At 37.1% G+C, this 26,592-nt stretch carries 24 protein-coding genes; 4 read left to right on the forward strand and 20 right to left on the reverse strand.

Features of this window, described 5'->3' with window-relative positions; genetic code table 11:
* A partial coding sequence (locus HXY53_08085; GenBank protein NWF76507.1) for a hypothetical protein occupies window positions 1–144 on the forward strand: 144 nt, incomplete at its 5' end.
* Window positions 145–319: 175 nt separating this feature from the next.
* Here HXY53_08085 and HXY53_08090 read toward each other — a convergent pair.
* From HXY53_08090 to mraZ, 18 genes are all read right to left on the reverse strand, one after another.
* Window positions 320–757, reverse strand: a complete 438-nt coding sequence (locus HXY53_08090) for a hypothetical protein (protein NWF76508.1) — start codon at window positions 755–757, stop codon at window positions 320–322.
* Window positions 758–849: 92 nt separating this feature from the next.
* Window positions 850–2,016, reverse strand: a complete 1,167-nt coding sequence (gene ftsZ / locus HXY53_08095; GenBank protein ID NWF76509.1) for a cell division protein FtsZ — start codon at window positions 2,014–2,016, stop codon at window positions 850–852.
* Between the two features lie 12 nt (window positions 2,017–2,028).
* Window positions 2,029–3,234, reverse strand: coding sequence for a cell division protein FtsA (ftsA, locus tag HXY53_08100; protein NWF76510.1), 1,206 nt, complete (start codon window positions 3,232–3,234; stop codon window positions 2,029–2,031).
* Complete coding sequence (locus tag HXY53_08105; protein ID NWF76511.1) at window positions 3,231–3,971, reverse strand: FtsQ-type POTRA domain-containing protein; 741 nt, start codon at window positions 3,969–3,971, stop codon at window positions 3,231–3,233. The genes ftsA and HXY53_08105 overlap by 4 nt, the downstream gene beginning before the upstream one ends.
* Before the next feature lie 20 nt (window positions 3,972–3,991).
* A complete protein-coding gene (locus HXY53_08110; GenBank protein NWF76512.1) occupies window positions 3,992–4,894 on the reverse strand; it encodes a D-alanine--D-alanine ligase in 903 nt (300 codons plus the stop codon).
* Window positions 4,881–5,813: a UDP-N-acetylmuramate dehydrogenase gene (gene murB, locus HXY53_08115; protein NWF76513.1), complete on the reverse strand. Its 933-nt coding sequence runs from the start codon at window positions 5,811–5,813 to the stop codon at window positions 4,881–4,883. Before murB ends, HXY53_08110 begins: the two co-directional genes overlap by 14 nt.
* Window positions 5,814–5,815: 2 nt before the next feature.
* A complete protein-coding gene (locus HXY53_08120; GenBank protein NWF76514.1) occupies window positions 5,816–7,210 on the reverse strand; it encodes a UDP-N-acetylmuramate--L-alanine ligase in 1,395 nt (464 codons plus the stop codon).
* On the reverse strand, window positions 7,200–8,336 hold the full coding sequence (gene murG, locus HXY53_08125) for an undecaprenyldiphospho-muramoylpentapeptide beta-N-acetylglucosaminyltransferase (GenBank protein NWF76515.1): 1,137 nt from the start codon (window positions 8,334–8,336) through the stop codon (window positions 7,200–7,202). Before murG ends, HXY53_08120 begins: the two co-directional genes overlap by 11 nt.
* 27 nt (window positions 8,337–8,363) lie before the next feature.
* Window positions 8,364–9,530, reverse strand: coding sequence for a putative lipid II flippase FtsW (ftsW, locus tag HXY53_08130; GenBank protein ID NWF76516.1), 1,167 nt, complete (start codon window positions 9,528–9,530; stop codon window positions 8,364–8,366).
* A complete protein-coding gene (gene murD / locus HXY53_08135) occupies window positions 9,527–11,029 on the reverse strand; it encodes a UDP-N-acetylmuramoyl-L-alanine--D-glutamate ligase (protein ID NWF76517.1) in 1,503 nt (500 codons plus the stop codon). Before murD ends, ftsW begins: the two co-directional genes overlap by 4 nt.
* Window positions 11,010–12,134 carry a D-alanyl-D-alanine carboxypeptidase gene (locus HXY53_08140; protein NWF76518.1) on the reverse strand — a complete coding sequence of 375 codons (1,125 nt, stop codon included), beginning with the start codon at window positions 12,132–12,134 and terminating at the stop codon, window positions 11,010–11,012. Before HXY53_08140 ends, murD begins: the two co-directional genes overlap by 20 nt.
* A 2-nt stretch (window positions 12,135–12,136) precedes the next feature.
* The gene (locus HXY53_08145; GenBank protein ID NWF76519.1) at window positions 12,137–13,219 is read right to left on the reverse strand and encodes a phospho-N-acetylmuramoyl-pentapeptide-transferase; all 1,083 of its coding nucleotides are present in this window, start codon (window positions 13,217–13,219) and stop codon (window positions 12,137–12,139) included.
* Window positions 13,209–14,585, reverse strand: coding sequence for a UDP-N-acetylmuramoyl-tripeptide--D-alanyl-D-alanine ligase (locus tag HXY53_08150; protein ID NWF76520.1), 1,377 nt, complete (start codon window positions 14,583–14,585; stop codon window positions 13,209–13,211). Before HXY53_08150 ends, HXY53_08145 begins: the two co-directional genes overlap by 11 nt.
* Window positions 14,582–16,147 carry a UDP-N-acetylmuramoyl-L-alanyl-D-glutamate--2,6-diaminopimelate ligase gene (locus HXY53_08155; protein NWF76521.1) on the reverse strand — a complete coding sequence of 522 codons (1,566 nt, stop codon included), beginning with the start codon at window positions 16,145–16,147 and terminating at the stop codon, window positions 14,582–14,584. The genes HXY53_08150 and HXY53_08155 overlap by 4 nt, the downstream gene beginning before the upstream one ends.
* Window positions 16,144–17,853 carry a penicillin-binding protein 2 gene (locus tag HXY53_08160; GenBank protein NWF76522.1) on the reverse strand — a complete coding sequence of 570 codons (1,710 nt, stop codon included), beginning with the start codon at window positions 17,851–17,853 and terminating at the stop codon, window positions 16,144–16,146. The genes HXY53_08155 and HXY53_08160 overlap by 4 nt, the downstream gene beginning before the upstream one ends.
* 27 nt (window positions 17,854–17,880) lie before the next feature.
* Window positions 17,881–18,219, reverse strand: a complete 339-nt coding sequence (locus HXY53_08165) for a hypothetical protein (GenBank protein ID NWF76523.1) — start codon at window positions 18,217–18,219, stop codon at window positions 17,881–17,883.
* On the reverse strand, window positions 18,219–19,070 hold the full coding sequence (gene rsmH / locus HXY53_08170) for a 16S rRNA (cytosine(1402)-N(4))-methyltransferase RsmH (GenBank protein ID NWF76524.1): 852 nt from the start codon (window positions 19,068–19,070) through the stop codon (window positions 18,219–18,221). The genes HXY53_08165 and rsmH overlap by 1 nt, the downstream gene beginning before the upstream one ends.
* A 47-nt stretch (window positions 19,071–19,117) precedes the next feature.
* On the reverse strand, window positions 19,118–19,570 hold the full coding sequence (mraZ, locus tag HXY53_08175; protein NWF76525.1) for a division/cell wall cluster transcriptional repressor MraZ: 453 nt from the start codon (window positions 19,568–19,570) through the stop codon (window positions 19,118–19,120).
* A 520-nt stretch (window positions 19,571–20,090) separates the two neighbouring features.
* Between mraZ and HXY53_08180 the strand changes: the two genes are divergently transcribed.
* On the forward strand, window positions 20,091–20,363 hold the full coding sequence (locus HXY53_08180) for an HU family DNA-binding protein (protein ID NWF76526.1): 273 nt from the start codon (window positions 20,091–20,093) through the stop codon (window positions 20,361–20,363).
* Between the two features lie 92 nt (window positions 20,364–20,455).
* Window positions 20,456–21,556: a fructose 1,6-bisphosphatase gene (locus HXY53_08185; protein NWF76527.1), complete on the forward strand. Its 1,101-nt coding sequence runs from the start codon at window positions 20,456–20,458 to the stop codon at window positions 21,554–21,556.
* Here the strand turns inward: HXY53_08185 and HXY53_08190 are convergent.
* Both HXY53_08190 and polX read right to left on the reverse strand, forming a co-directional pair.
* Window positions 21,516–24,140, reverse strand: a complete 2,625-nt coding sequence (locus HXY53_08190; GenBank protein NWF76528.1) for a CBS domain-containing protein — start codon at window positions 24,138–24,140, stop codon at window positions 21,516–21,518. The genes HXY53_08185 and HXY53_08190 overlap by 41 nt on opposite strands.
* An 88-nt stretch (window positions 24,141–24,228) precedes the next feature.
* Entirely contained in the window at window positions 24,229–25,953 is a 1,725-nt protein-coding gene (polX, locus tag HXY53_08195; GenBank protein ID NWF76529.1) for a DNA polymerase/3'-5' exonuclease PolX, read from the reverse strand.
* Between the two features lie 104 nt (window positions 25,954–26,057).
* Between polX and HXY53_08200 the strand changes: the two genes are divergently transcribed.
* Complete coding sequence (locus HXY53_08200; protein ID NWF76530.1) at window positions 26,058–26,513, forward strand: helix-turn-helix domain-containing protein; 456 nt, start codon at window positions 26,058–26,060, stop codon at window positions 26,511–26,513.
* Window positions 26,514–26,592: the final 79 nt, after the last annotated feature.

The raw sequence follows: 26,592 nt of genomic DNA on the forward strand, positions 1-26,592 counted from the left end.
ACAGGTGGAAAATCTGTTGGTGAACAGGTCTTCTTCTTGAGAAACACAAATAAGGTTTCAACAATGTGTGCAGATTGCCACAGGGCAAGATGGGAAGGCTCAAGCTTTGGGCCATGGGGGGTTACAACTCCTATGAGCCGTTAACCCGAATAATGCAGATATTGCTCAAAAATTTCTTTAACTCGATGAATTTATTAAATTATTGTTATTTTCTCACAACATCTGCATTATTTTAATTGCATTTCAAAGAAAAACTTAAGACATCTCTTACAGATTTAAAATGAAATTTAATTTTTAGTATTACAACAACACACTGGTATCAATGAGGCTTTGCCTTCCTGAAATTTTCGAGTGATATAACCTTCTCATCGGATGGTCTTTTTTTATTACTGACCCCGTCTGACTGAATTTCCTTTGTGTTGTTATCGAGGGCCAAAAAATCCCATCTTTCGAACTTCACTTTCGCATCTGGAGAAAAGACAGAAATAATATCATCAAAATGAAGAAAACAGTTTTCTTGTCGATTATTCATTCCAAAACCCAATGTGGTAACAATACTTCCATCATTTTCCCACCGGAGGTTCTTATGATTTCTCTGATTGAATACAAGTATAAGCCCCTGGTTTTTTTCTTCGTCAGTAAAACCTCTTTTCCCTATAACCGTATTCTCTGAATATTTTACAATGATATAGACTTTTCCATAATCGTTCAGGATGTTGTAAAATAATTCTTGAAGATACCTTATCTGATTTTTCATATAAAAAAGATATTACACCTCATCACAAAAAGCAAGCTGTATTATGGGGGGGGAGGGGCTTCCGGGGGAGGAAGCCCCTCGTGGGAGGGAAGTTAAAGCTCCTTCTGGGGTGTCTGGGGAGCTTTTCTTAGAAAAGCTGGAATATCTATATTATTTTCATATGACATAATCTCATTCGGTATCATGTTAACGTTGTAATCAGTTCTGAGGCTTTTTGACAATACCCTCTCTGAACCCTTGTAAATTAAAGGCTGTTTCAACGGAGTCCACTTCTTTACATGAGGCAACTCTATTTTTTCTTTCTGGTCTTCAAAGCCTGTTGCTATAACTGTCACTTGGACTTCATCTGTTATATCAGGATTGATTACCGCACCGAATATTAGGTGCACTTCTTCATGTGCAGAATCATAGATAAATGAAACTGCTTCCTGAATATCATGCAGGGAAAGTTCAAGACCACCAGTTATATTGACAAGGATGCCTTTCGCACCTTCAATAGAGGATTCTTCAAGAAGGGGATTATTAATGGCTTTTTTAGCTGCTTCAGTCGCTCCATTTTCTCCTTTACCGTAACCAGAACCCATAACTCCACGACCTTTATCTTCAATAATAGTTTTAACATCAGCAAAATCTACATTGATCAGACCAGGGATTAGAATGATATCTGATATACCTTGGACAGCCTGTCTGAGTACATCATTGGCAACAGCAAAAGATTTCAGGAGAGGTGTTCCCTTTTCTACGACCATACTTATTTTGTCATTTGGGATAACAATTAATGTATCTACATTCTGCCTCAGTTCCTTTATACCTTCTTCTGCGTTCGCATAGCGTATTTTCCCTTCATAAAAGAATGGCTTGGTAATAACTGCAACTGTTATAGCCCCAAGTTCTTTTGCAATGTTTGCGATCACCGGGCCAGCACCTGTGCCTGTTCCTCCACCCATACCAGCAGTAATAAATACCATATCAGAACCCTCAAGGTGCTCCGCAATAGCAGAATTATCTTCGAGGGCAGCTTCTCTCCCAATCTTTGGATCCGAGCCTGCACCGAGTCCTCTTGTTAGATTAGCCCCGATCTGCACTTTAATTGGAGCAAGATTTGTATCCAGAGCCTGCATATCAGTATTAATAGCAATGAATTCAACTCCTTGGAGATTTGATGCGATCATATTGTTTATAGCATTACCTCCAGCACCACCGACTCCAACCACCTTAATCTTTGCCTTTTGCCCTTTTATTTCTTCAATCTCAAACATGTTAAACCTCCTTTATCTAAAAATTTCTTGTGCCCAACTTTTCATTTTATTTAATATTCCTGTACTTACATCAGGATAATACTCTTTTATTTCTGTGCTTACTCCGTGAAGAACCAGACCTGCACCAGTAGAATACATAGGATTGGAGATGATATCACTACATCCCCTTAAACCTCTTGCAACCCCTATCCTTACAGGCATGCATAGTTTTGATTCTGCTAGTTCAATCAGACCTTCGAGTAAAGAGCCACCACCAGTAAGAACAACTCCTTGAGATGCTATCTCATAACCTGAACATAATATAAGTTCAGCCTTTATCAAATTGAGTAACTCTTCAGCCCTTGACATTATAATTTCAGATAAGTCCTTGCACATTATTTTCCTTTGTTGACTTTCCTGAAAAATCTCTATCTCCTCAGAACCATCTGTCACTTTTGCAACCATACCGAAAGTCTTCTTGATACGCTCGGCTTCCTGTATAGATAAATTCAGACAAACTGCTATATCATTTGTAAAATGATTACCACCAATATCAAAGACAGCGGAATGCCTGATCCAGCCATTTTTATATAGCACTATATCGGTTGTGCCACCTCCGATATCTATAACAGCAACCCCTTTCTTTTTCTCTTCATCAGTAAGTATTGCCTCCGCAGCTGCAAGTGGTTCAAAGACGATATCAATAACATCAACTCCTGCATCCTGACAACTTTGAAGAAGATTCTGAACTGATCTAATAGCCCCAGTTATGATGTAAACTTTTACTTCAAGCCTGTTTCCTATCATTCCAATGGGATTCACAATGCCATTTCTCCCATCAACACTATATCCCATAGGAATAACCTGCAAAACTTCTCTGTTCAATGGCATATAAACTTCTTTCGCAGAGTCTATTGCCCTCTCAACATCAATCGCCATCACCTTTTTATCTCTGACGGAAACAGCACCATAACTATCAAACCCTTTTATATGCCCCCCTGATATCCCAATATGTACTGCACGAATTTCAATTCCTGTCAATGATTCTGCGGACTTCACTGCCTTCTTTATAGAATCTGCTGTTAACTCTTTATTTATCACAACACCTTTTCTGAGGCCTGTTGAAGGAACAGAACTAATGCTTTGAATCATTACTCTGTTTGAATTTTTTTCAGCTACAACTGCACATATCTTTGTTGTCCCTACATCAAGCCCTACTACAATGTTTTCCTGTTTCATTGTGCTACCTTATAATCTAAAGGTTTTAAGATTGCCTTGTTATTAAACCTTAAATCAATATAATCGACAGGTATCCTTAGATTTTTTATATCATTCTCCAGTTGTAAAAACCTTTCAAGTTTTTCTTCATAGTCTCCCGCGCCAATCTTTACAATAGTTCCATCAATGTTAGCAGTAAGTTCATGCGGCTTCTGTGTATTAATCACGATATTGTCTCGTTCAGATACAAATCCAGTTTTATGCATCAATTTCACGAGCTTCATCGCTTCTATAAATCCGTCTTTCTGAGTAAAAGGATCGCCTGTAACAATCGGAAGAAAAGGTATTGAATCACCTCTTAACTCCTCAAGGAATTTTCCGTTTTCATCCATTAGAAAAAGATGTCCGTTCATATCAAGAAGTGCAACAGGCACTGATTCTTCAACCATAATTATCAGAGTATCAGGAAATCCCTTACGAATCATGACGCTCTTTATCCATGGAGACTTGAGTAATCGCTCGCTTAATGATTTGTTTGAAATAATAAGCATCCCCTCATTCATCTGAACACCTGCAAGCGTCTCGAGTTCATCGTCTGTCAGATGTTTATTCCCTATAAAAACAATATTTCTTACAGGGAAAAGTAGACTTTGCGGACTCAATGATACGTAACTGTAAATGAAGATTGCGATGGAAAAAATAAATATAAAAACAGCAATATTCCTTATCATCCAGCCTAATCTTTTTCCTTTATTCATTTTCTCCAATCTATTGATTTTCATACATCTATACCTTTAAGTATTTCCTCGATTAATCCTGAAAAATCATAGCCTGCTAATTTTGCAATCTTTGGCAAAAGACTTGTCTCGGTCATTCCTGGTATTGTATTAACTTCAAGAACATAAGGATTACCTTCAGTATCAATTCTCAGATCAACCCTTGTAGCACCTTTACAACCAATTGCTCTATGCGCATTAAGGGCAATTTCTTCTGCTTTTTGATATGTAATATTGTTTATTTCAGGAGGAAGTATATACTCTGTGAGTCCCGCTGTATATTTTGCTTCATAATTATAAAATTCAAGAGAAGGTCTTACCTCAACACCGCCAAGCACTTCATTATTTAATATCCCTATATGCACCTCTTTGCCTTCTATAAACTTTTCGACAATAACCCTTGAGCTATGTAGAAATGCTTTCTTTAATGCATCTTTCAGATTCGTATCATCTTTTACTATACTTACACCAATACTCGAACCTTCTGTTGCAGGCTTAACAACCCATGGCAAAGGAAAGTTAATTTTTCGAAACCCTTGCATCTTATCAATAACAATAAAATCAGGTACTGGTATATTGTGATAAAGGAAAATCTTTTTCGAAGCTTCTTTATCCATAGCCAGTGCTGATGCGAGCACACCCGAACCGGTGTAAGGTATACCGAGCACGTCGAGTAAACCCTGTATTGATCCGTTCTCACCAAAACCACCATGCAGAACAAGGAATACAATCTCTACGCGCTCTCTTTCCAATACAGCACAAATATCCTTACCAACATCTATAGAAATTACATCATAATTCAACCGCTTAAGCGCATTATATACAGCACTCCCGCTCCGCAAAGACACCTCTCTTTCAGCGGATGTTCCTCCCATTAATACACCTATCCTTTTATCCTTTAACATCTCTCCCGATAATTTTTATTTCCGGTTCGAGTATAATTTTTGTCTTTTTTCTAACTGCATCCGAAACCTTTTGCATCAATTTTATAAAATCAGATGCTTTTGCACGTCCTTTATTGATAAAAAAATTTGCATGAACATTGCTTACTTCAACATCTCCAACTCTCATACCTTTACATCCTGCATCATCAATAAGCTTTCCAGCAGATAATCCAGGTGGATTTTTGAATACACATCCTGCTGATACTTCCCATATCGGTTGCTTTTCACGCTTTATTTTTAAAAATTCTTCGATTTTTGCTGAAACACTATTTACCTCTGCCTTTTTGAGTTTTATCTCCGCAGAAATAATAAGTGAAGTGGGCAGAACACCTGAACTCCTGTATCTAAATTGTAGATCTTCAGCTTTATAAGTTGTTATTTTCCCTTCATCATTCATAATATCTGCTGAAATTACAACATCTTTCATCTCATAACCAAATGCTCCTGAATTTCCACAAATTGCACCACCTGCTGTTCCTGGTATACCTACAAGCCCCTCGACACCTGTGAGTCCTCTTTCAGCCGACGTACTTACAAGCCTCTGAAGTGGAACCCCGGCTTCTATATTCAGATATATATAAATTCCATCTTCTCTTAAAGTTCCTATTCTTCGAAAAAATCGCAAGGATACAATGGCTCCTTGAATCCCGCCGTCTTTGATTAATAAATTAGTTCCTCCGCCAAGTGGGTAAAAAGGTAACTGAGCTCTCTTAAGTTCAACCAGCAGTTCTCTTAGAGATGTCAAATCCTGAGGAACTGCATATATATCAGCCGGGCCTCCAATCTTCAAAGATGTATGTCTACTCATCATTTCATTAAACTTTAGCTCACCTTTGAAAAAATCCTTTTGCTTAAAAACTTTCAAGTAAATATTCTTCATATTTATTTTTTAGTCCTTAATTTTTCGATTATATCTTCCCCAGTTTTCCATACATCGCCTGCTCCGAGAGTCAGACAAATATCACCCGGCCTCATTTCTGAGACAACATACTCTGAAACTTTATGCCTGTCATTTATATAAATGACTCTTGAAAATCCAGTTTCTTTTATCTTTTCTTCCAATTTAGATGAATCAATGTCTGCAATTGGCTTTTCACCGGCAGGATAAATATCAAGAAGCACAAGTGAATCTGCATAATGAAACGCTCCTGCAAATTCATCCAGTAGATCTTTTGTCCTCGTATATCTGTGAGGCTGAAACACTACAAATAATCGGCCTGATTTTTGTATAGTCTGCAATCCTTCTTTAACAGCCCTTAGTGTTGCACGTATTTCAGCAGGATGGTGGCCGTAATCATCATACACTTTTATGCCTCGCCCCTCACCCTTAAATTCAAGTCTTCTCTGAATACCCTCAAAATTTCTGAGTGCATCCATGATTATTGAACTGTCAATATCGAGAACCAGAGCAACACATATTGCTGCAAGGCTGTTGAGAACATTATGTTCCCCGGGTGCAGGAAGAACAAATTTCCCGAGAACTTCTCCTTTATAAATTACTTCAAAGCTTATTGACATAAATCCCTTTTTAATATTTATTGCCCGAAGTTGTGCTTCGTTATTAAATCCATATGTAATACATCTCCTTTGCACAAATGGGAGTAGTTCACGCACATGCTCGTTGTCAGCACAGACTATTGATACACCATAAAATGGAACTTTATTGATAAAAGAGAGGAATGCTTCTTTTAACTTATCAATTGTTTTAAAGAAATCCATATGCTCTCTATCTATATTAGTCACAACTGAAATTGTTGGAGAGAGCTTAAGAAATGAGCCATCGCTCTCATCAGCTTCAGCTACTATAAATTCTCCAAGCCCCAGCCTCGCATTGCTTCCTGTTGCTTTAAGTCTACCTCCTATAACAACTGTAGGGTCAAAACCTCCATGTGCAAGAATCGTTGAAATCAGAGAAGTTGTTGTAGTCTTTCCATGTGCTCCTGCAATAAGAATTCCGTATTTTAATCTTGCAAGTTCAGCGAGCATCTCTGCACGTGGGATTACAGGTATTGATCTTTTCCTCGCCTCCATTACTTCCGGATTATCTTCATGAACTGCTGATGACACAACTAATACGTGTGCATCATCTATATTCTCTGCTTTATGTCCTATATAGACCTTTATATTTTGTGATTTCAAACGCGTGGTAGTTTCTGACTCTCTAATATCAGAACCGGTAACTTCATATCCGAGGTTAGACAGCAATTCCGCTATTCCGGACATCCCGATTCCGCCTATTCCAACAAAATGGATAACCCTGAAACGTTTAGAAAACATCCTTCTGCCTCTTATGTCGACTGTTTATTGACGACTGTTTGATCAGACTCATTGCTATATCAACAATCTTTTCACTCGCTTCTGGTCTCCCGACAGATTTACTATTGTTCTGCATTTCCACTCTTAGTTTTTCATTTTCATATAAATTACGTATCATCTTTGCGAGTATTTCACCTTTCATTTCACGATCCAGAATCATCTTTGCAGCACCCATATCAACAAGTTTCTTTGCATTTATCTCCTGATGATTTCCGGCAGCATATGGATAGGGTATTAATATTGCAGGCTTACCGAGAGCAGTCAGTTCTGCAAGGGTTGTAGCTCCTGCCCTTGATATAACAATATCTGCAACTGCATAAGCCTCACCCATTTGATAAATAAAAGGTGCAATAGTACCTTTAAAACCAACCTTTCTATATGCATCCCTGATATTTTCATAATCCCTTTGACCCGTCTGATGAAGAAACTGAATCTTGTCTTTTAGATCATATAGATAATTAAGTGCATCAACCATCGCCCTATTAATACTCCTTGCCCCTGCACTTCCACCAAATATAAAAATCGTAAAGAGTTCTCTTTCAAGAGAAAAAAGTTTGTATGCAGCCTCAATATTACCTTTGAATACCTGAAGCCTAACAGGATTTCCTGTTAGAAATGTTCTGACACCGGGGAAAAAAGATATACTCTCCTGATATGAAATACAGACTGTATTTACAAACTTTCCGAGAATCTTGTTAGTCATCCCCGGGATTGCATTCTGTTCTATTATCATGGTCGGTATTGATTTGATGGATGCGACGAAAAGAATAACACCTGAAGCATATCCACCAACACCTATTATGATATCAGGCCTTACTGTTTTTATAATTCTGTATGAATCAATTATCGAAAAAAATATTTTTATTATTGCCTTTACTTTCTTTATGATAGATACTCCCACTAATCCCTCTGCCCTTAAAAACTTCAATGTATAACCTTCTCTTGGAATCACTCTTGCCTCTAATCCGTGTTCTGTGCCGACAAATATCACTTCTGTTGAAGGATCCCTCCTCTTGAATTCTTCAGCCAACGCCAGTCCCGGGAAAAGATGTCCACCAGTCCCTCCTCCTGCTATGATTACTTTCATAAAACATCAGGTTCACAATATGACAATCTATTTTTTAATTGCATAAAAAGTCCTCCGTGCCTTTCTTCTAACAATAAACTGCTGGTCTATATCTTGAACCTTTCTGTTTTGTTCTTCTCTCGATATATTCAGCAATATTCCAACTGCTGTCATATTCACAAGCAAAGATGAACCGCCATAACTAATAAAAGGCAGTGGCAATCCCTTTGTTGGAACCATCCCAGTTGCAACTGCAAAATTTATCAAGGCCTGAAGTGAAATCATTAAAGTCAATCCTGTTGCCAGATAATAGATGAACTCATCTTTTGCTTTGTTTGCTATTGATATTCCCTTAATAAAGAGAATCAGAAATAACGAAATCAATACTACAACACCTATAAACCCGAACTCTTCACCAACTATTGAAAAAATAAAATCTGTATGTGACTCAGGTAAATATGACAATTTCTGCTTTGAACTTCCAAGTCCAACACCTGTTAAGCCTCCACTACCAAGAGCAATAAAAGACTGCACAAGTTGGAATCCACTTCTTAGGGGGTCTTCCCAGGGATTCAAAAATGCCATAACCCTTTTAAGACGATATGGTTCCATAACAAGTACAATGATTGCTGGAATAGCAACAACAGCAAGTGATGCAATATAAGTCAGTTTTATACCTGAAATGAAAAGCATAGTAATTGTTAAAATGGCAAGGCTCATTGCTGCTCCAAAGTCTGGTTGTATCAAAATTGCAACCTGAAATATCACCATAATGCATATAGGTTTTGCAAAAGAGAGAAAACTGTCCGTCCTGTATCCTGGCATAGACATGTACTTTGCTAAGAATATCACCATGGAAAGTTTCACAAGCTCAGATGGTTGAAACGTTGATGGCCAGAGTTTTATCCACCGCCTTGCTCCTCCAGCTGATACCCCAATATTTGGGAGAAAAACAAGTATTAAAAGGACAAAAGAAAATACAAGAAGAGGGATAGCCATTTTTTTAATAAAAGATGGTTTGAGCAGATAAACGATAAGCATGCAAATAAAGCCGATAACAACTGTAAAAAGATGCCTTTTGAAATAATAAAACTCAGTTATGCCCTTCTTTGCTAAGACGGAAGGAACGACCGAAGTAATGCTGTATATCATTAAAGAACCAACCACGATCAAAAGAAATACAGTGAATATCAAAATTTTATTCGAATTATTCACTCCTCTATCTCCCTCACTATTTTCTTAAACTGTCTTCCCCTATCCTCAAAATCTCTGAACATATCAAAACTTGCACACGCTGGTGAAAGAAGGACAACATCGCCGCTGGATGAGATACTACGGGACATTACTAAAGCTTCTCTTAAATCTTCAGCAATTAGGGTAGTCGTAAGGTCGCCAAGCGATTTCTTGAGCTTTTCACTTGCCTCACCAATTAAAACCAGGGCTTTTACCTTTGCTTTCACCAAATCCCTCAATAAAGAAAAATCTCCTGCTTTGTCTCTACCACCTGCAATCAGAATTACTGAATTTGGAAAACTTTCGAGAGATTTCATAACTGCTCCAACATTCGTGCCTTTTGAATCATTGAAATATCTGACACCCCTTATTTCTCTAACAAATTCAAGTCTATGCTCAAGGCCAGGAAATTCTCTAAGAGAATCTCTTACTGCCTCGATAGAACATCCTGCAAGGAGAGCCATGGCTGAAGCAGCCATGGCATTCTCCAGGTTATGAACTCCTTTTATCTTGATTTCATCAACTTCAATAAGCGGGAAAGGGTTATCCGAAAAATTACAATAGATATTCCCATTCTTATAATAAAGACCCTCAACTTCATCTTTACGACTAAAATAATAAGTTTTTACTTTTTCTGTTCTACCTTCTAATTTTTCAAGTGCTATTTTAAAAATTTCTGAATCATCTCTGTTAATCACGAGGAAATCATCAATGCTCTGGTTTTCGAATATCCTGACTTTCGCGTCAATATACTCTTTTAAAGAATGATAGCGATCGAGATGGTCAGGGGTAATATTGAGTATTGATGCTATCTTCGGTTTGAATTCCTTTATAGATTCGAGCTGAAAGCTTGATACCTCAGCAACAATATAATTAACAGGATTTTGCCAGGAATCAGTGGCATCATCTCTTTTTATTCCTTCACGCTTCTTGACTAATAACCTGTATATTTCTTCAGTCAATGCATTCCCTATGTTTCCGCCGAGTATAGTAGAAAAACCACTCTTTTTTATCATAAAATCGAGCAGTGCTGTTGTTGTTGACTTTCCGTTTGTGCCTGTAACAGCAAGAAAATATGGGAATGCGTTGCAAGTTACATGTTGAATATTAGCTGATTTTACAATGATTTTTTCTGATGACTGACGATTATGGACCATTGACTGGATTATCTGATAAGCAAGTTCGAGTTCCCCTATCACAGGTACACCTTTTGCTTTTGCCATTTGTATTGGCGAAATTTCAAGCGATACTCCTGGACTGATAACGATTATGTCAGCATTTATGAATAGATGTTCTGGATGTGAGCCAAAGGCAAGTCTGACTGATGGAGAAAGTTTTTTGACAAAATTCTTAAGTTCTTGCTCAGGCTTTATATCAGTAACAGTCACATGGGCACCAAGTTCACAGAGTAAATTCGCTGCACCTACTCCGCTCCTTGCAAGACCAACTACGGTAACATTTTTATCCTTCAGTCCTATCATTCCCTTTTTTCCTGGCAATCCTGTAATTTTTCTTTTTGTCTATGCTTTTTTTCTTAGCAAATTTTTTTGTTTTTACTTTTTTCTTTGCTATATACTTTTTGTCTTTTGTCTTTTTCTTTGCTATTAATTTTTTATTTGTCTTATTTTTTGAATTCTTCTTTTTTAGGTTGGCAATCTTTTCGTGCGATGTCTTCTTTATATGGGCATTATCATAACTTGTCTTTGTCAGATATATAATGGATGGTTCTTTATTCTCTTTTATTTTAAATCCCTTTGCAATAAGTTGCTCTGTCTCCTTCCATAGACTATTTCTGCTCGGATTTCCGAGAATTGATACAATTACGGTATCATTATTACGCTCTGCAGCACAGACAAAACAATGCATTGCCCTTCTTGTGTATCCTGTCTTTCCTCCAACAAGAGAATCTTCAGTCCATAAAAGCTTATTTGTATTTCTCAGAAATATTGAATCCCCCTCTTCTGTTTCCACACGTGCCACACGGGTACCAATAATCTCCTTCATTTTGGGATTTCTCAATGAATAACGCATTATTTTTGCCAGATCATAGGCTGTCGTATATTGTCCCGATCCTGGGAGACCGCTTGCATTTATAAACTTCGTATTCTTTGCTCCAATTGATACAGCCTTTTTATTCATAAGCTTTACAAAATTTGCCTCTGAACCGGCAACAGCCTCTGCCAGTGCAACAGCCGCATCATTTGCAGAGTTGATAAGTAATGCATAGAGAAGGTTTTCAACAGATATTCTATCTCCCTCTTTAAGCCCTGCTTTATGAGGTGGTGTTTGTGATGCATTTCTGCTTATTGTTACCATATCACTCAAGTCTTTATTCTCTAAAGTAACTATCGCTGTCATTAATTTTGTTGTGCTTGCAGGAGGGCATTTTAGATGCGGATTTTTAGCATATAAAATATCCCCTTTTGATGTATCAATTACCACTACAGAGCGGGAACGAACTGTATCAGCAGTGGAAGTTGAAAGCAAAGAGTGAAAAGTGAAAATTAAAAACAGGAAGAAAAAGAATATATATCTCCTTTTATCAGCTTTTAACTTTAAACTTTTAACTCTGAACCTGCCTTTCATGTTCACCTCACTTTTAAAGTTGCCAGACTCAATAAAGCAAGCATTATACCAATAATCCAGAACCTCACTATTACTTTTGGTTCAGGCCATCCTTTCAATTCGAAATGGTGGTGGATAGGTGCCATCTTGAATATCCTTCTACCTGTAAGTTTGAAGGACATGACCTGCATTATGACAGAGAGTGTTTCTATAACAAAGATTCCACCAACAACTGCAAGAACTATCTCGTGTTTTGTTATAACTGCAAGCGTCCCAAGTGCTCCACCGAGACCGATTGAGCCGACATCTCCCATGAAAACTTCAGCAGGGTAAGAATTGTACCAGAGAAACCCCAGAGCAGCACCAAACATCGCTCCACAAAATACAGTCAATTCTCCGGTTCCGGGCATATATAAAACCTGAAGATATTGTGCTAATCCTTTATGTCCTGATATATAAACAAGAACAGCATTCGCAAGTATTGCAACAGCAACAAGACCTATTGCAAGTCCATCTATCCCATCGGTAAGATTAACCGCATTTGATGACCCAACGATCACCAACACAGAAAAGGGTATATAAATCCAGCCTAAATCAAAAAACCACTTCTTAAAGAAAGGGATGCTCAGGACATCATTATATGGGTCCTTTGGATTCATATAAAGAAATAAACCAAGGAGCAGTGCAAGTATAATCTGGAGACCAAACTTCTGATATGCCCTGAGACCTTTATGACTTTTTCTGATAATTTTCAGATAATCATCAAAAAAACCGATCGTCCCGAATCCGAGTAGCGCAATAATCATAGTCCATATATAGATATTTTTCAGGTCTCCCCACATAAAAAGAGATATAATTATGCTTAAGATAATAAGAACTCCACCCATTGTTGGTGTCCCTGCTTTTTCCATATGAGCTTTTGGCCCATCATCCCTGATATGCTGAGTTAAACTCAATCTTCTTAGCTTTTTAATCATCCATGGGCCTAATACGAACGAGAAAAACATTGCAGTTATTACAGCAAGGGCTGTTCGGAATGTAATATATCGAAATACATTAAATGGCGAAAACCAATCGTGCAAATTATATAACAGATTATAGAGCATAATCCTCCAGGACTTTTTCCATTTTCACTCCTCTTGAACCTTTTATCAAAACAGCATCACCTTTCCTACATATCTTCTTTAAAATCCTTCCTGCTTCTTCTGCTGTCTGTAACGAATAGAAATTTCCATTAAACTCTGATGCAGCAAGGGCCATATATGAGCCCACTCCGATAAGAATATCAATCTTTAACTTTGACAATAGCCTTCCAAGACTTCTATGTTCTTCCTCTGCATAAGAACCCAATTCCAACATGTCACCAAGTACTGCAATCGTTCTGTCTTTTTTGATTCTCACAAGTTCTTTCAACGCTTCTTCCATTGATGCAGGGTTAGCATTATAAACATCATAGATAATCTCAACTCCATTGATTTCTTTAAACTCAAGTCGCATGGGGACACCCTTGAAACCACAGATTGCTTCCTTTATCTGGAGAAGGGGGATATCCATTACATAGCTAATTGCGGTAGCTGCAAGAATATTGTAAACATTGAATATACCTGACAATTGTGAATTAACATCTAATATCTCTCCATAGATACAAATCAGAAAATTTAAGCCTTTTTCATGTTGTACTATATTAGAAGCATAGATCTCAGCAATATTTTTTATACCATACCTGATTAAGCGGCCATTATACCCCGACATTCTGACCCCTGCCATCATAAAAGCATCATCCGCATTGACTGCAGCTACATTTACAGTATTAAGAAGTTCAAGTTTTGTCTTTCTCACTGTTTCAAGATCTTTAAAACCTTCGAGATGAGCTTTGCCAATATTTGTCAAAACACCATAATTTGGAACTGCTATTTTACAAAGCTGATTTATTTCCCCGGGAGCACTTGCACCCATCTCAAGAACAATCATCTGATCATCTTCACTTATTCTTGTAAGAGTTAAAGGTAAGCCTATCTGATTATTTAAATTTCCGGTGTTCTTTAAAACCTTATAGCGTGTACTTACAATCGATGCGATAAGTTCTTTAGTAGTTGTTTTTCCATTTGAGCCAGTTATAGCAATAACCGGCACATTTCTTTTCATTCGTAGATAATGTGCAATATCCTGTAATGCCCTGAGACTATCCTTGACATAAATTACAGTCTTATCTTTATAAAATCTTTCTGGTGGAAATTCTACGATAGCTCCAGTTCCTCGTCTCAAAGCTTCATTAAGAAAATTATGCCCGTCATGTCTGCTTCCTTTCAGTGCAATAAACAGTTCACCTTCAGATATAGTCCTTGAATCTATTGAGATACCCAAAAAGGAATCTGCATTAAGGGAGATAAGGTCTCCGCCTGTTGCATTTATGATATCATTTAGCTTTAATAGTCCCATAGTGTTAACAATATCTGATCTTGCAAATCTCATTCTTTCTGTTTTAATTTCTTTTCAATAGCACTTTTAGCAACCTGTCTGTCTGAAAATTTATACCTGACACCTTTAATTTCTTGATAATCCTCATGCCCTTTGCCAGCAATGAGAACAATATCACCTGCACAAGCCATATCTATTGATTTTTTAATAGCATCTTTTCTGTCAGGCACTATAAGATAATTTTTATTTACCGCTCCACTTTCGATCTGTCGTATTATTTTTAGAGGATCTTCAGACCTTGGATTGTCTGAGGTAATGATTACTATATCACTAAGATGTGTTGCTATTTCACCCATCTTCGGTCTTTTACCACGATCTCTGTCTCCACCGCAACCAAAGACTGTTATAATTCGTGGAACATGAGTGAGACCTGAAGAGACATTTGGGTCATGTGTGGACGAAATACTTTCCCTTGCAGTTAAAATAAGCCTTTGCAGCGCATCTTCTGTATGGGCATAGTCAACAATGCAAAGAAAATCCTGACCCACATCAATATTTTCAAATCTACCCCTAACTGTCTTAGTCTTTTCTATACCCTTAATAATATACTCGAATGGAACTCCAAGTGAGATCGCTGCCCCGATAGCACAGAGAATGTTATAAACGTTTGGTAACCCAATAAGAGAAGACAAAACATCGTATTTTCGCTCACTAAATAATATCTTGAACTTCAATCCATGGAATGAATTTCTGATATCAGTCGCCATAATATCTGCACTATTTTCTATCCCACATGTCAGTATTTTAATTTTAGAATTTATTTCTTTTGAGAATGACCGAAGCTCACAATTCAATCTTCTGCCGTATGAATCGTCAATATTTAAGATAGCTGTTCCATCTCTTGAAAGGAGTTCAAAAAATAATCTCTTTTTTGCAAGGAAGTAGTCTTCCATTGTTTTATGGAAATCAAGATGATCTCTTGTAAGATTAGTGAAAACTGCTGTTTTGAACGATGTCCTGTCAACCCTGTATTGTGCAAGTGCATGAGAAGACACTTCAGATATTACATGAGTACATCCTGCAACAAGCATATCCTGCAAAAGCTTCTGAAATTCAAGGGATTCAGGTGTTGTGTGAAGTGCAGGGAAGACAGCATCTTTTATCATATACTGGATAGTTCCGATTAGGCCTGTTTCTTTTCCACATATGTCAAGTATTGATTTCAGAATGTATGTTGTTGTTGTCTTCCCATTTGTTCCGGTTATCCCTGTAACTATTAATTTTTCTGACGGCCTATCGAAAAAATTATTTGATATGCATGCAAGTGTCTTCCTGCTGTTTTTTACCTTAATAAACGAAATATAGGATGTCTCATCTTGTTTTGATAATGAACATCCTTTATATTTATATTCGCAGACTACAGCAGATGCCCCTTTCTGTATCGCATCCTGAATAAAATCGTGCCCATCATATTTTTCGCCTTTTACTGCAACAAAGAGAGAATCATTTTGCACGGTTCTTGAATCATACGTCACTTTTACTATCTCCTTCTTTACATCCTCGCTTCTTAAATCTCCAATAAATTCACAATCTTTTAGAATTTCTCTAAGCATCATCTTGATACTACAAGAGATATCTGCTGTTCATACATATCTTCTCTTGGTATACCAAGGTAAGACAATGCCTGACTGGCAATATCCCTGAAAACAGGTGCTGCTACAACACCGCCGTAAATCTGTCCTTTCGGCTCATAAATAACAACAATCATCGCGAGTCTCGGATTATATGCCGGGACAAAACCGACAAATGAACTGACATATTTTTCCTTCGAGTATCTCCTTGTTTCAGGATTGATCATCTGCGCCGTGCCTGTCTTTCCAGCTACCCGATTACCATCTACAGAAGCACTTCGCCCTGTCCCACCCTCTTCAACAACACCCATTAATATTTCCCTGAAAGTATCTGCAGTCTTTTTAGAAATAATTTTCACTCTTTCATTTTCTTTATTCTGAGAAGAAAAAATAATATCACCCTCTGGAGAAATTATTCTTGATACTATATGTGGTTTGACAAGAAATCCACCATTTGCAATTGAACAGTATGCTCTCAACATCTGCAAAGGAGTTACAGCTACCTCCTGCCCGATTGATATCGCACCCAAAGATGTGCCTGACCATCTTTCAGGTGGAGAAATCCATCCTGAAACTTCTCCTGGCAGGTCAATTCCTGTCTTCAACCCTATCCCCATCAATTTTGCATATTTATATATATTTTCCTTACCGAGTCTCATACCTATCATGACTGAACCGACATTTGAAGATTTTTTAATAACCTCACTGAAACTAAGAATTCCATGTTTGTGCACATCCCGTATGGTTTTACCTCCAACCTCTATCCCACCACTACTGACATCGAACAAAGATTCAGGCGTGATAATCTTTTCCTCAAGTGATGCAACTCCAATAATAATCTTAAATGTTGAGCCCGGTTCATATAAGTCAGTAATTGCTCTATTCCTTCTGGCTGATTCATCAGCATGTCCACCTCTATTAGGGTTATAAGTCGGCCTGTTTGCCAGAGCCATTATTTCACCAGTGTATGGGTCCATTATGATGACAGATGCAGAGGCGGGATGCCATTTCGCCATTGCGTTGTCAAGTTCTTTTTCTACAATACCCTGAAGGACTTCGTCGATAGTAAGTACAATATTATTCCCTTTTGCCTCTATTTCTACTCCTGAAGAGAGTATTTTGCCGCTTGCATCCCTCTCGAAAGATACCGTGCCTCCGCTCGTCTGGAGATAATCATCATACTGCAATTCAATTCCTTCGAGGGCTTGATTATCAATTCCAACAAAACCAAGAACATGAGCTGCGAGCTCCTCTCTTGGATAAACTCTCTTTGCTTCAGGGATGAAATCTAATCCTTGAATACGAAGCATCCTTATTTTTTCTGCTATATCTGGTTCGAGCTTTCTTTTAATCCATGTAAATCTTCCTTCACTTGGAATCTTTGCAAGAATAACCTTTGGTTCTTGTGATACTAAGGAAGCAAGTTTTTTAGCATTCTCTAAATTTAGATCAAGAATTTTAGGGTCACAATATAGAGATTCCAATTCCAAATTGAGTGCAAGTTCTCTCCCTCTTCTATCATAGATAATTCCTCTTCTAACCTGAATATCTTCAACTTTAATATGTTGCTGATGTGCTTTTTCTGAAAGTCTCCCATGATTTATTATCATAAGATCTGCCAGACGTAAAAGCACAAGAAAATAACTAAAGATTATAGCTGTATTCAGAATTATCGCCCTCTTTTTCTGCAACCCCCCACCTCGTTCTATTCTTTAGTGTCAATCCATCTTTCTCTCTATAGATGTCTTATGAGGTAACATTCTTTCTGCATTGTCTATATGTATTACTTTTATTCTATCGGGTATCACAAAGCCCTCTGTTTTGTTCAAAGCTGTTTTTAGTTTTACAAAAGAAAGTAAACTTGTCTTTTCTGCAACAAGCATTTTCCTTTCTTTGAGACACTCTGCTTTTTTCTTCTCGAGTTCAGCAATGTTATATTCTAATTTCAGGACATTTGTTCTGAGATATACAAGACTGAATACCCCAGCAATAAATAAAAAAATTATTAATGGCTTAAAGAGAACTGAAAAAATACTTTTTCTTAAACAAGAAAACATCAATTTTTCTCCGCTACTCTCATTTTTGCACTTCTTGAAGATGGATTAATCCTTATTTCTTCATCGCAAGGAGTTCTGGGTTTTTTGGTAATAATCTTCAGCACCCCCTTTTTTGCATTATCAGATATGAAATGTTTCACTATCCTGTCTTCAAGAGAATGATAGGAGATGACACATATCCTTCCACCTTTCTTAAGCAGTCTTAATGCTGAATTAAGTCCTTTTTTAAGTTGCTCAAGTTCTCTGTTAACCTCTATTCTTAAAGCTTGAAATGTCTTTGTTGCAGGATGTAATCCTTTATTTCTACGAGCAATACCTTCTAAAATCTCTGCAAGTTCAGCACATGTATCGATTGTATGATTCTTTCTCTGTTTTACTATCTCTCTTGCTATCATTCTTGCCTTCTTTTCTTCGCCAAATTCCCGTAATATTTTCTCAAGCTCTTTCTCAGGATATTTATTAACAACATCCCATGCTGAGAGCTTTTGTCTTCTATCCATTCTCATATCCAGACGTTGATTAGAAAAAAAACTAAACCCTCTCTCTTTATCTTTGATTTGTAGCATGGAAACCCCAAGATCAAACAGAATACCATCTACTTCTGATATTCCCTCAGTAACAAGTAAGGCTTCCATCTCTGAAAAGCTCCCCCTTTTTATTATAAGTTTCTTATCCACGAATCTCTCTTTGACTATCTTTAAAGCTTCTTCATCCCTATCTATGCCGATCAACATGCCATCTGAGCCGATTAACTTCAAAAAATCTTCTGCATGTCCTCCAAGCCCGATAGTTGCATCAATATATATCCCATCCTGCCTGGGGCCTAGCATTTCAATAACTTCTCTTCGCATAACCGGCAGATGAGAAATATCATTATCCAATTTTCAATAACTACTCTTTAGAGTCCATATCCTGCAAGTTTTTCCTCAATGCTTTTTCTATCGATCTTATTCGGATCAAATAAGGAATCCCACTCATTTCTGTCCCACAATTCGATTCGCTCTATCTGTCCGACTAAAACAACACTTGAGTTAATGTTTGCATCCTCTCTAAGAGCAGCAGGGATAAGAATTCTTCCAGGTTTATCCATCTCAATCTCAACAGCAGATGCAATAATTCTTCTTAAAAAATATCTAATAGCCTCATCGGATTTTGGTTTAGTTCGTATCTGCTCATGCAGTTTATTCCATTCTTCAAGAGGATATATGTATAAACATCTGTCAAATAGTGCGTTTGTTATATATAGTTTTGTGCTATAATTACTCGTAATAATTTCACGAAAAGGAGCAGGTATAATAACTCTACCTTTTAGATCAACAGTGTAATAATACTTCCCAGAGAAAGCTGGCATTTTTCCTCCCACTTTCTACCACTTTCTACCACTCAATAATATTGCGAGGCTTAACGAATGTCAAGAAAAAAATATTATCTCTATATTATGTATGTTTTCCGCGATATAACTACTACATATTGATTTATCTGTCTAAATTAGAAAGGGTATAAATCTCTCGAATTATATCTGTATATGTCGATCACGATTTGATTTAAATGGAATTAGTTTGAGGAAAGTATTGGCAACTGCATTACTTGATTTTAAAGATATGAGTAAAAAAATAAAATCGAAATTTTTAGTTATACTGAAATTTAAATTAATTAAATCTTATTTATAAACGAGTGAAAACATTTTCTTCAAAAATATAAATATAATTTTTATTTAAAAATAAAGAATTAACAATTCAACTGGCATGAGTTTTTCTACATAATAAATATTCATTTTTGGCTTGACAAAATGTTTTCTTACTTGATACTGTTATGACAGCTTTATTTATATTAACTAATAATACTTTCATAATGAAAGGGGGGAAATATAGATGACAAAAGTAGAGCTTATTGACAAGGTTGCATCGGGAACAGGATTAAGTAAGGCGGATGCGTCCAGGGCGCTGGATTCAATGTTAAACTCAATCAGAACAGCACTAAAGAAAGGGCAAAAAGTTACACTTGTTGGGTTTGGAACGTTTTCAGTTGTTAAAAGAAAAACCAGAAAAGGGCGCAACCCGAGGACTGGCGAAGTTATTACAATTCCTGCCGCAAAGATACCAAAGTTCACATCTGGTAAAGCGCTTAAAGACGCAGTTAAATAAATTTTATATTTTAAAATTAAAGGGGCACAAATATGTGCCCTTTTAATTTTAAACTTCGATTTACTATAAAAATTTTTTAGTTGGGAGTTATCATGTCAGAAAAAATAACCTTGACAGTAATTAAGGCTGATGTCGGTGGATACGTTGGGCATTCAAGTATTCACAGCGAAATTATAGAAACTGCAAAAGAAAAATTGTCATATGCTTTAGAAAAAGACTTAATAATTGATTTTCATGTAACACGTTGTGGTGACGACCTCGAACTTATCATGACACATAAGCGCGGGGTAGATTCACAGGATATTCACAAAATGGCATGGAATACATTTGTCTCTTGCACTGAAGTTGCAAAAAGATTAAAACTTTACGGAGCAGGACAAGATCTTCTGGCCGACGCATTTACAGGGACGGTTAAGGGAATGGGGCCTGGCGTCGCTGAAATGGAATTCGAGGAAAGAAAAAGTGAACCGGTCATAATCTTCATGGCTGATAAAACATCCCCAGGGGCATGGAATCTACCTTTATATAAAATATTCGCAGATCCATTTAATACAGCAGGATTGGTCATTGACCCTTCAATGCATGAAGGTTTCTCTTTTGATATATTAGATGTATACAAACATAAAAAGATTACATTTACTTGTCCTGCAGAGATATATAATCTTTTAATGTTTATCGGGGCAATGAGAAGATTTGTAATAAGGGCTGTTTATAGAAATGACGGGATGCTTGCAGCAGTAGCATCAACCCAGAAACTCAGTCTCATTGCAGGGAAGTATGTTGGCAAAGATGATCCTGTTCTTATTGTTAGATGCCAGTCCGGATTGCCTGCAATTGGGGAAGTTCTTGAACCTTTTGCATTTCCGCATCTGGTCGAAGGATGGATGCGGGGATCTCATTGTGGGCCTCTGATGCCTGTACCATTTTATGAAGCAAATCCATCCAGATTTGATGGCCCACCAAGGGTTATTGCAGCAGGATTCCAGATCAGTAATGGAAAATTAATAGGGCCTAGAGACCTATTTGATGATGTGGCATTTGATGAAGCAAGGAGAAAAGCAAACGAGATTTCTAATTACATGAGATATCATGGTTCTTTTGAACCTCATAGATTGGGACTTGAAGATCTTGAATATACAACCATGGATAAACTTATGAAAAAACTTGAGGATAGATTTGTCTCTGAGTCCTGACAAATTGTTCTTCTTCCTCCCTTGTCTTTAGATGACCACGCAACTTTTCTTCAAGAAGTTCCTTTAGAATTTTTGAATATATCGGCCCTGGTTTTATTCCCATATTCTTTAGATCGTCCCCTTTTAATATTGTCTTTACATTTCGCAACTCTGTCAAAAAATAAGATATCATCTTCTTTTTCTTCCTATCTTTACTTAAAGCCATCACAAATAAAATAACTTCAAGCTTTGTATTGCTCAGAATTTTATATATTTCGACCGGATCATCGACAGAAGGTCTTTTCAGAATTTCTCTTGCATATGTTAACCCATTTACAATCATTTCCTTGACTTTCGGTGGAGGAGACAATCTATCAAGTACTGTCTTAATGTCTTCTTCTTTTAATCCTGCCAATAAAACCATGAGGAATAAAACACCTTTATCCGTCTTTTCCTCAAGGAAAAGAAGATCAAACCACGAGATTGTCTCCTGCATTGATTTCAAGTTCTCTTCAAGATTCTCATTGAATGTCAAATTTTTGTGAATAACCTTCAGAAGTCCAATATCAGAAAGCCTCTTTAGTGTCCTCACAGGATCAGTCTCATAAAATGAAAGAAGGAGTTCTTCATAAAGTCTCGGGCCTGACAGTTTATCAAATAAATTCATCTCTATCGTTGACTTTATTAGATTTTCTGTATGCTTGCTGATTTTAAAACCGAACCTCTCAGAAAATCGCACTGCCCTGAATGCCCTTGTTGGATCTTCGACAAAGCTAAGGTTATGTAGCACTCTTATTGTCTTTTCCCTTAAATCACGTTGTCCACCAAAAAAATCTATAAGAAGACCAAAATCTCGTGGATTCAATTTTATAGCGAGTGTATTTATAGTAAAATCTCTTCTGTAGAGATCTTTTTTTATAGATGATGTTTCAACCTTAGGCAATGCAGCAGGCGATTCATAGTACTCGGTTCGGGCTGTGGCTATATCAAGCTTTAAACCATCAGTAAAAATTTGTGCAGTAGCAAACTTTTGATGAGATCTTACCTTTGCATTTAATCTCTCTCCAAATAAACGTGCAAAAGCAATACCATCACCCTCGATAACAATATCAATGTCGAGATTTTCTTCACCCCTTACGAGGTCTCTTACAGAACCTCCTACAAGATATGCGTTAAACCCGAGTTCTTCTGCAATATTTCCTGCAATCTTAAGGATTTTATAAATTTCCTGCGGAAATTTTTCTTTCAGCCAAGAGGCAAGATTTCTTCCAATTGTTTGTCTTTCTCTTGTTACCGTCTCCTCAATTTTTCTTCTCCTTAGAAACTCTTCATAAAGTGTACGTAACAGATCAGTTCTTGTGATAGCTCCAATTATCTTTCCATTTTCCACAACTGGCATGAACCTTTGATTTTGTTCTATCATTATTGTTTCTATCTCGCGAATAGGGGTTATTGGCTCTACAGTTATTTCATCGGTTGTTGCAAAATCCATGATTTTGCTTCTCCAAAAACCATGGAATAATGCTTTTTCAACAACCTCCCTTGATATTAGCCCAAAATATTTTTCTCCTTTTAATACTGGCAACACATTGACCCCGTATCTCGTCATCATAGAAGCAGCATCTTTTATAGAAACATCCGATTGGATAGTTATCACTGGACGAGTCATGATATCACTGGCAACTTTTCCTGGCTTTATGTGAGTATTGATAATATCAATCAATCTCTCTTCAATCACTTCAAGAGAGTCCTCTTTTATAGTTGCAGATGCCGCTGTAGGGTGTCCACCACCTCCAAATTCTGTTGTAATTTTTGAGACATCAAGCTCCGGCACTTTGCTCCTTGCAACAATCAAAATTTTACCTTCCATATTTAGTAGCACAAAAACTGCATCAATATCTTCCATGTCCATCATCCTGTGTGCCAGATGTGCTGCATCTCCAAGGTAATGTTCACATGTTGCCTTTGCTATCTTTATACGTATTCCTCTCAGAACCATCTCTTTTGACGATTGTAACAGTTCGTTAAGGATATCAAGCTCTTCCATACTTAATTCCATTTTTAAAAAACTCGATGCGATATTAAGGTTAGCTCCTCGCTTGAGCAAATACGCAACAGCAAGCAAGTCTCTTTCTGTTGTAGAAGGGAAAAGAAGACACCCTGTTTCTTCATATATACCCAGAGCAAGAATTGTTGCTTCTATTGGTGTTAGGGGAATCCTTTTGGTTTTGAGAATCTCGGTAAAAATTGTTGCAGTTGCTCCCACATTCTCTATTTTCTCAACTTCGCCTCTGATATCTCCTTTACTAAAAGGGTGGTGATCATATATATGTATCTTAATTTGTTTATTGGAAAGAATTTTTGCAAAAGGACCAATTCTGTTTGGGATTTTAGTATCAACAATTATTAATCGCGTAATATCATTAAGGTCAATATCTTTAATGCGTTTGATTTCTAAAAAATTAAACGCCTCCAGAAAATCTCTCAGTTTCTTCTCCTGAGAACCTGGAAAGACAATCTGTGCAGAAGGATATAGCTTCTTTGCGGCAACCATTGAGGCAAGGGAATCAAAGTCAGCATTAATATGGGAAGTTATAATATCCACAATTTATTTTACCAGATAATTCAGGATATTCTTACATATTTTGGTAAATTTATGTTCTGACTTTGAAGTCCATAGGAATAAATTTATATTATTTCAAAACTCCTTTTTTCATTCTCCTTAAAACCATTTCATAGCTTAATGTATTTAAAACATCCTTTTTTTCAAGCCAACCCCTTCTTGCAATTGATACTCCATATGACATGTAATCAAACTGACTGGTTATATGAGTGTCTGTACAAATTACTAAAGGGATACCCATCTCTTTAGCCTTTTTAGCGTATACATCGTTTAAATCAAGTCTGAGTGGATAAGCATTTATCTCAAGGACTGTCTTTGTTTCTTTAGCTGCCTTGAAAATCTCTTCGATATCAACATCATATGGTTCGCGTTCTCCAATCAATCTTCCCGTTGGATGAGCTATAATTGAAACATAAGGATTTTTCATAGCCGATATTAGCCTTTTCGTAATCTGACTTTTACTCTGTCTGAAACCTGAGTGAATAGAAGCGACAACAATCTCCATCTCTTTGAGAACTTCATCCGCGAAATCAAGTTCTCCATTACTCTTCACATCTACTTCGGTTCCAGAGATTAACTTGAAACCTCTCAATTTTTTATTCAAAGCCTCTATCTCTTTCTTCTCTTCCATCAGTCTTTCTACAGTAAGACCTCTTGCTATCCCGAGACCTTTCGAATGGTCTGTTATTGCAATGTATTTGTATCCTCGCTTTTTTGCTTCTTCAATTAACTCATCAAAATCATGGCTACCATCACTCCTTTTTGTATGAACATGGAGATCACCCTGAATGTCGTGTAATTCAATAAGCTTTGGCAATCTATGTTCAAGAGCAGCTTCTATCTCGCCAGTGTCTTCACGTAACTCAGGTGGGATGTAAGGTAATCCCAGCAAATTGTATATATCTTCTTCCTCCTTCCCCCCTAATTTTTTGTCATCTTTTTCCCTGTAAATTCCATATTCATTTATCTTCATACCAAATTTAGAGGCCATCTCTCTCAACCTTATATTATGAGTTTTACTGCCTGTGAAATAAGCGAGTGCTGCACCAAAACTATCTTCTTCTACGACGCGAAGATCAACCTGAAGCCCTTCGTGAATTATGATGCTTGATTTTGTTGGACCGTGCATAATTATATCTTTTACATGAGGCATGTGTATAAAAACATTCATAACTGTCTTAGAATCTCCTGATGTAGCAAGGATATCTATATCTTTGATAGTATCTTTCCATCGTCTGATACTTCCAGCTATACTGATTCTATTTACAGGGGCTTTATTTTTTAAATATTCATAAATATCATTTGCTATAGGGAGGACTTTTCCCAGAGGCTGCCTTTCCATTCCTCTTTTCAGCATCTCAATGCCTTTCAGGATATTCTCTTCTGTCTTTTCCTTAATCCCCGGCAACCTGCTCAATTTATGATTAAGTGCATGACGCTCAAGGTCATTCAAATCTTTTATCTTAAGCCTCTCAAAAAGCAACTTTGCTGTTTTAGGTCCAAGGCCCGGGACAGATAGCAGTATGCTCAGTCCTTCTGGCACTTCTCTTTTTAAATCTTCATAAAACTGAAGTCTTCCTGTTCTGATATATTCATTTATCTTGCCAGCCAGATCTTCACCTATACCAGGTATTTTCAGGAGTTCAATCTTAGATGTTTCTGCAACATCCTTGGAAAAAGCTTCTATATTCATTGCTGCACGTCTATATGCTCTTATTCTGAAGGGGTTCTCACCTTTAATTTCGAGCAAATCAGCGATATTATTGAAAATCTCCGCAATCTCATGGTTCTTCATAGAAAAAGTATACCAAAAATATGTCTATCATAGTTAGTTAAAGAATTGTTTTTTCTTATTAAATCCATGGAAAAGTTAAGACACATATGCGACATTAAGGGATAATGGATCATTATGCACAAGCATATCCGTTATTTAGTAAGATACGAGGATTTTATAGCAGGAGGTTTCAGGATATGCTCTGGAGTCTTAGGAGATTTTCAGGGAGTGAGGTAGCCCAGCAGAGGATGAAGATAATTAAGTTTTATGAGGAATATGGGGAGAAAGCAACCAAGGAGGCATTTGGAGCTGACAGGAAGGTCATTAGCAGGTGGAGGAAGAGACTTAAGGACAATGGAGGCAGCCTTACAGCCTTAATTCCTCACTCTACACGACCTCACAGGGTAAGACGTTCAAATATATCACAAGAGATTATTTTCTTTATCAAGGAGATGAGACAAAAGTATCTACGCTTAGGTAAAGAGAAGCTCAAGCCTTTACTTGACAAGTATTGTTTTGAAAAGGGATTAAGATCCATTTCGAGACTTATCAAGAATTTTGTGTCTCCTTGTAGAATTTGATATTAAAAAGTTGCAAAAGGTCATATGCCTTTGCCCTTAGTATAGGAACCGGATTTTTCCACTTTCCCTGTTTCAGTCT

This window comes from Nitrospirota bacterium (genome assembly GCA_013388455.1).
Taxonomy (GTDB): Bacteria; Nitrospirota; Thermodesulfovibrionia; order Thermodesulfovibrionales; family SM23-35; genus JACAFF01.

Bases quoted from the DNA above. Each gene is read 5' to 3' on its own strand.
- HXY53_08140 (NWF76518.1), bottom strand. From the start codon at position 12,134: ATGAAAGGCAGGTTCAGAGTTAAAAGTTTAAAGTTAAAAGCTGATAAA.
- HXY53_08180 (NWF76526.1), top strand. From the start codon at position 20,091: ATGACAAAAGTAGAGCTTATTGACAAGGTTGCATCGGGAACAGGATTA.
- HXY53_08165 (NWF76523.1), bottom strand. From the start codon at position 18,219: ATGTTTTCTTGTTTAAGAAAAAGTATTTTTTCAGTTCTCTTTAAGCCA.
- HXY53_08155 (NWF76521.1), bottom strand. From the start codon at position 16,147: ATGATGCTTAGAGAAATTCTAAAAGATTGTGAATTTATTGGAGATTTA.
- HXY53_08145 (NWF76519.1), bottom strand. From the start codon at position 13,219: ATGCTCTATAATCTGTTATATAATTTGCACGATTGGTTTTCGCCATTT.
- HXY53_08185 (NWF76527.1), top strand. From the start codon at position 20,456: ATGTCAGAAAAAATAACCTTGACAGTAATTAAGGCTGATGTCGGTGGA.
- HXY53_08200 (NWF76530.1), top strand. From the start codon at position 26,058: ATGGATCATTATGCACAAGCATATCCGTTATTTAGTAAGATACGAGGA.
- ftsZ (NWF76509.1), bottom strand. From the start codon at position 2,016: ATGTTTGAGATTGAAGAAATAAAAGGGCAAAAGGCAAAGATTAAGGTG.
- murG (NWF76515.1), bottom strand. From the start codon at position 8,336: ATGAAAGTAATCATAGCAGGAGGAGGGACTGGTGGACATCTTTTCCCG.
- murB (NWF76513.1), bottom strand. From the start codon at position 5,813: ATGAAGAATATTTACTTGAAAGTTTTTAAGCAAAAGGATTTTTTCAAA.
- rsmH (NWF76524.1), bottom strand. From the start codon at position 19,070: ATGCGAAGAGAAGTTATTGAAATGCTAGGCCCCAGGCAGGATGGGATA.
- HXY53_08150 (NWF76520.1), bottom strand. From the start codon at position 14,585: ATGAGATTTGCAAGATCAGATATTGTTAACACTATGGGACTATTAAAG.
- ftsA (NWF76510.1), bottom strand. From the start codon at position 3,234: ATGAAACAGGAAAACATTGTAGTAGGGCTTGATGTAGGGACAACAAAG.
- HXY53_08120 (NWF76514.1), bottom strand. From the start codon at position 7,210: ATGTTTTCTAAACGTTTCAGGGTTATCCATTTTGTTGGAATAGGCGGA.
- polX (NWF76529.1), bottom strand. From the start codon at position 25,953: ATGAAGAACCATGAGATTGCGGAGATTTTCAATAATATCGCTGATTTG.
- HXY53_08105 (NWF76511.1), bottom strand. From the start codon at position 3,971: ATGAATAAAGGAAAAAGATTAGGCTGGATGATAAGGAATATTGCTGTT.
- mraZ (NWF76525.1), bottom strand. From the start codon at position 19,570: ATGCCAGCTTTCTCTGGGAAGTATTATTACACTGTTGATCTAAAAGGT.
- murD (NWF76517.1), bottom strand. From the start codon at position 11,029: ATGATAGGACTGAAGGATAAAAATGTTACCGTAGTTGGTCTTGCAAGG.
- HXY53_08090 (NWF76508.1), bottom strand. From the start codon at position 757: ATGAAAAATCAGATAAGGTATCTTCAAGAATTATTTTACAACATCCTG.
- HXY53_08110 (NWF76512.1), bottom strand. From the start codon at position 4,894: ATGTTAAAGGATAAAAGGATAGGTGTATTAATGGGAGGAACATCCGCT.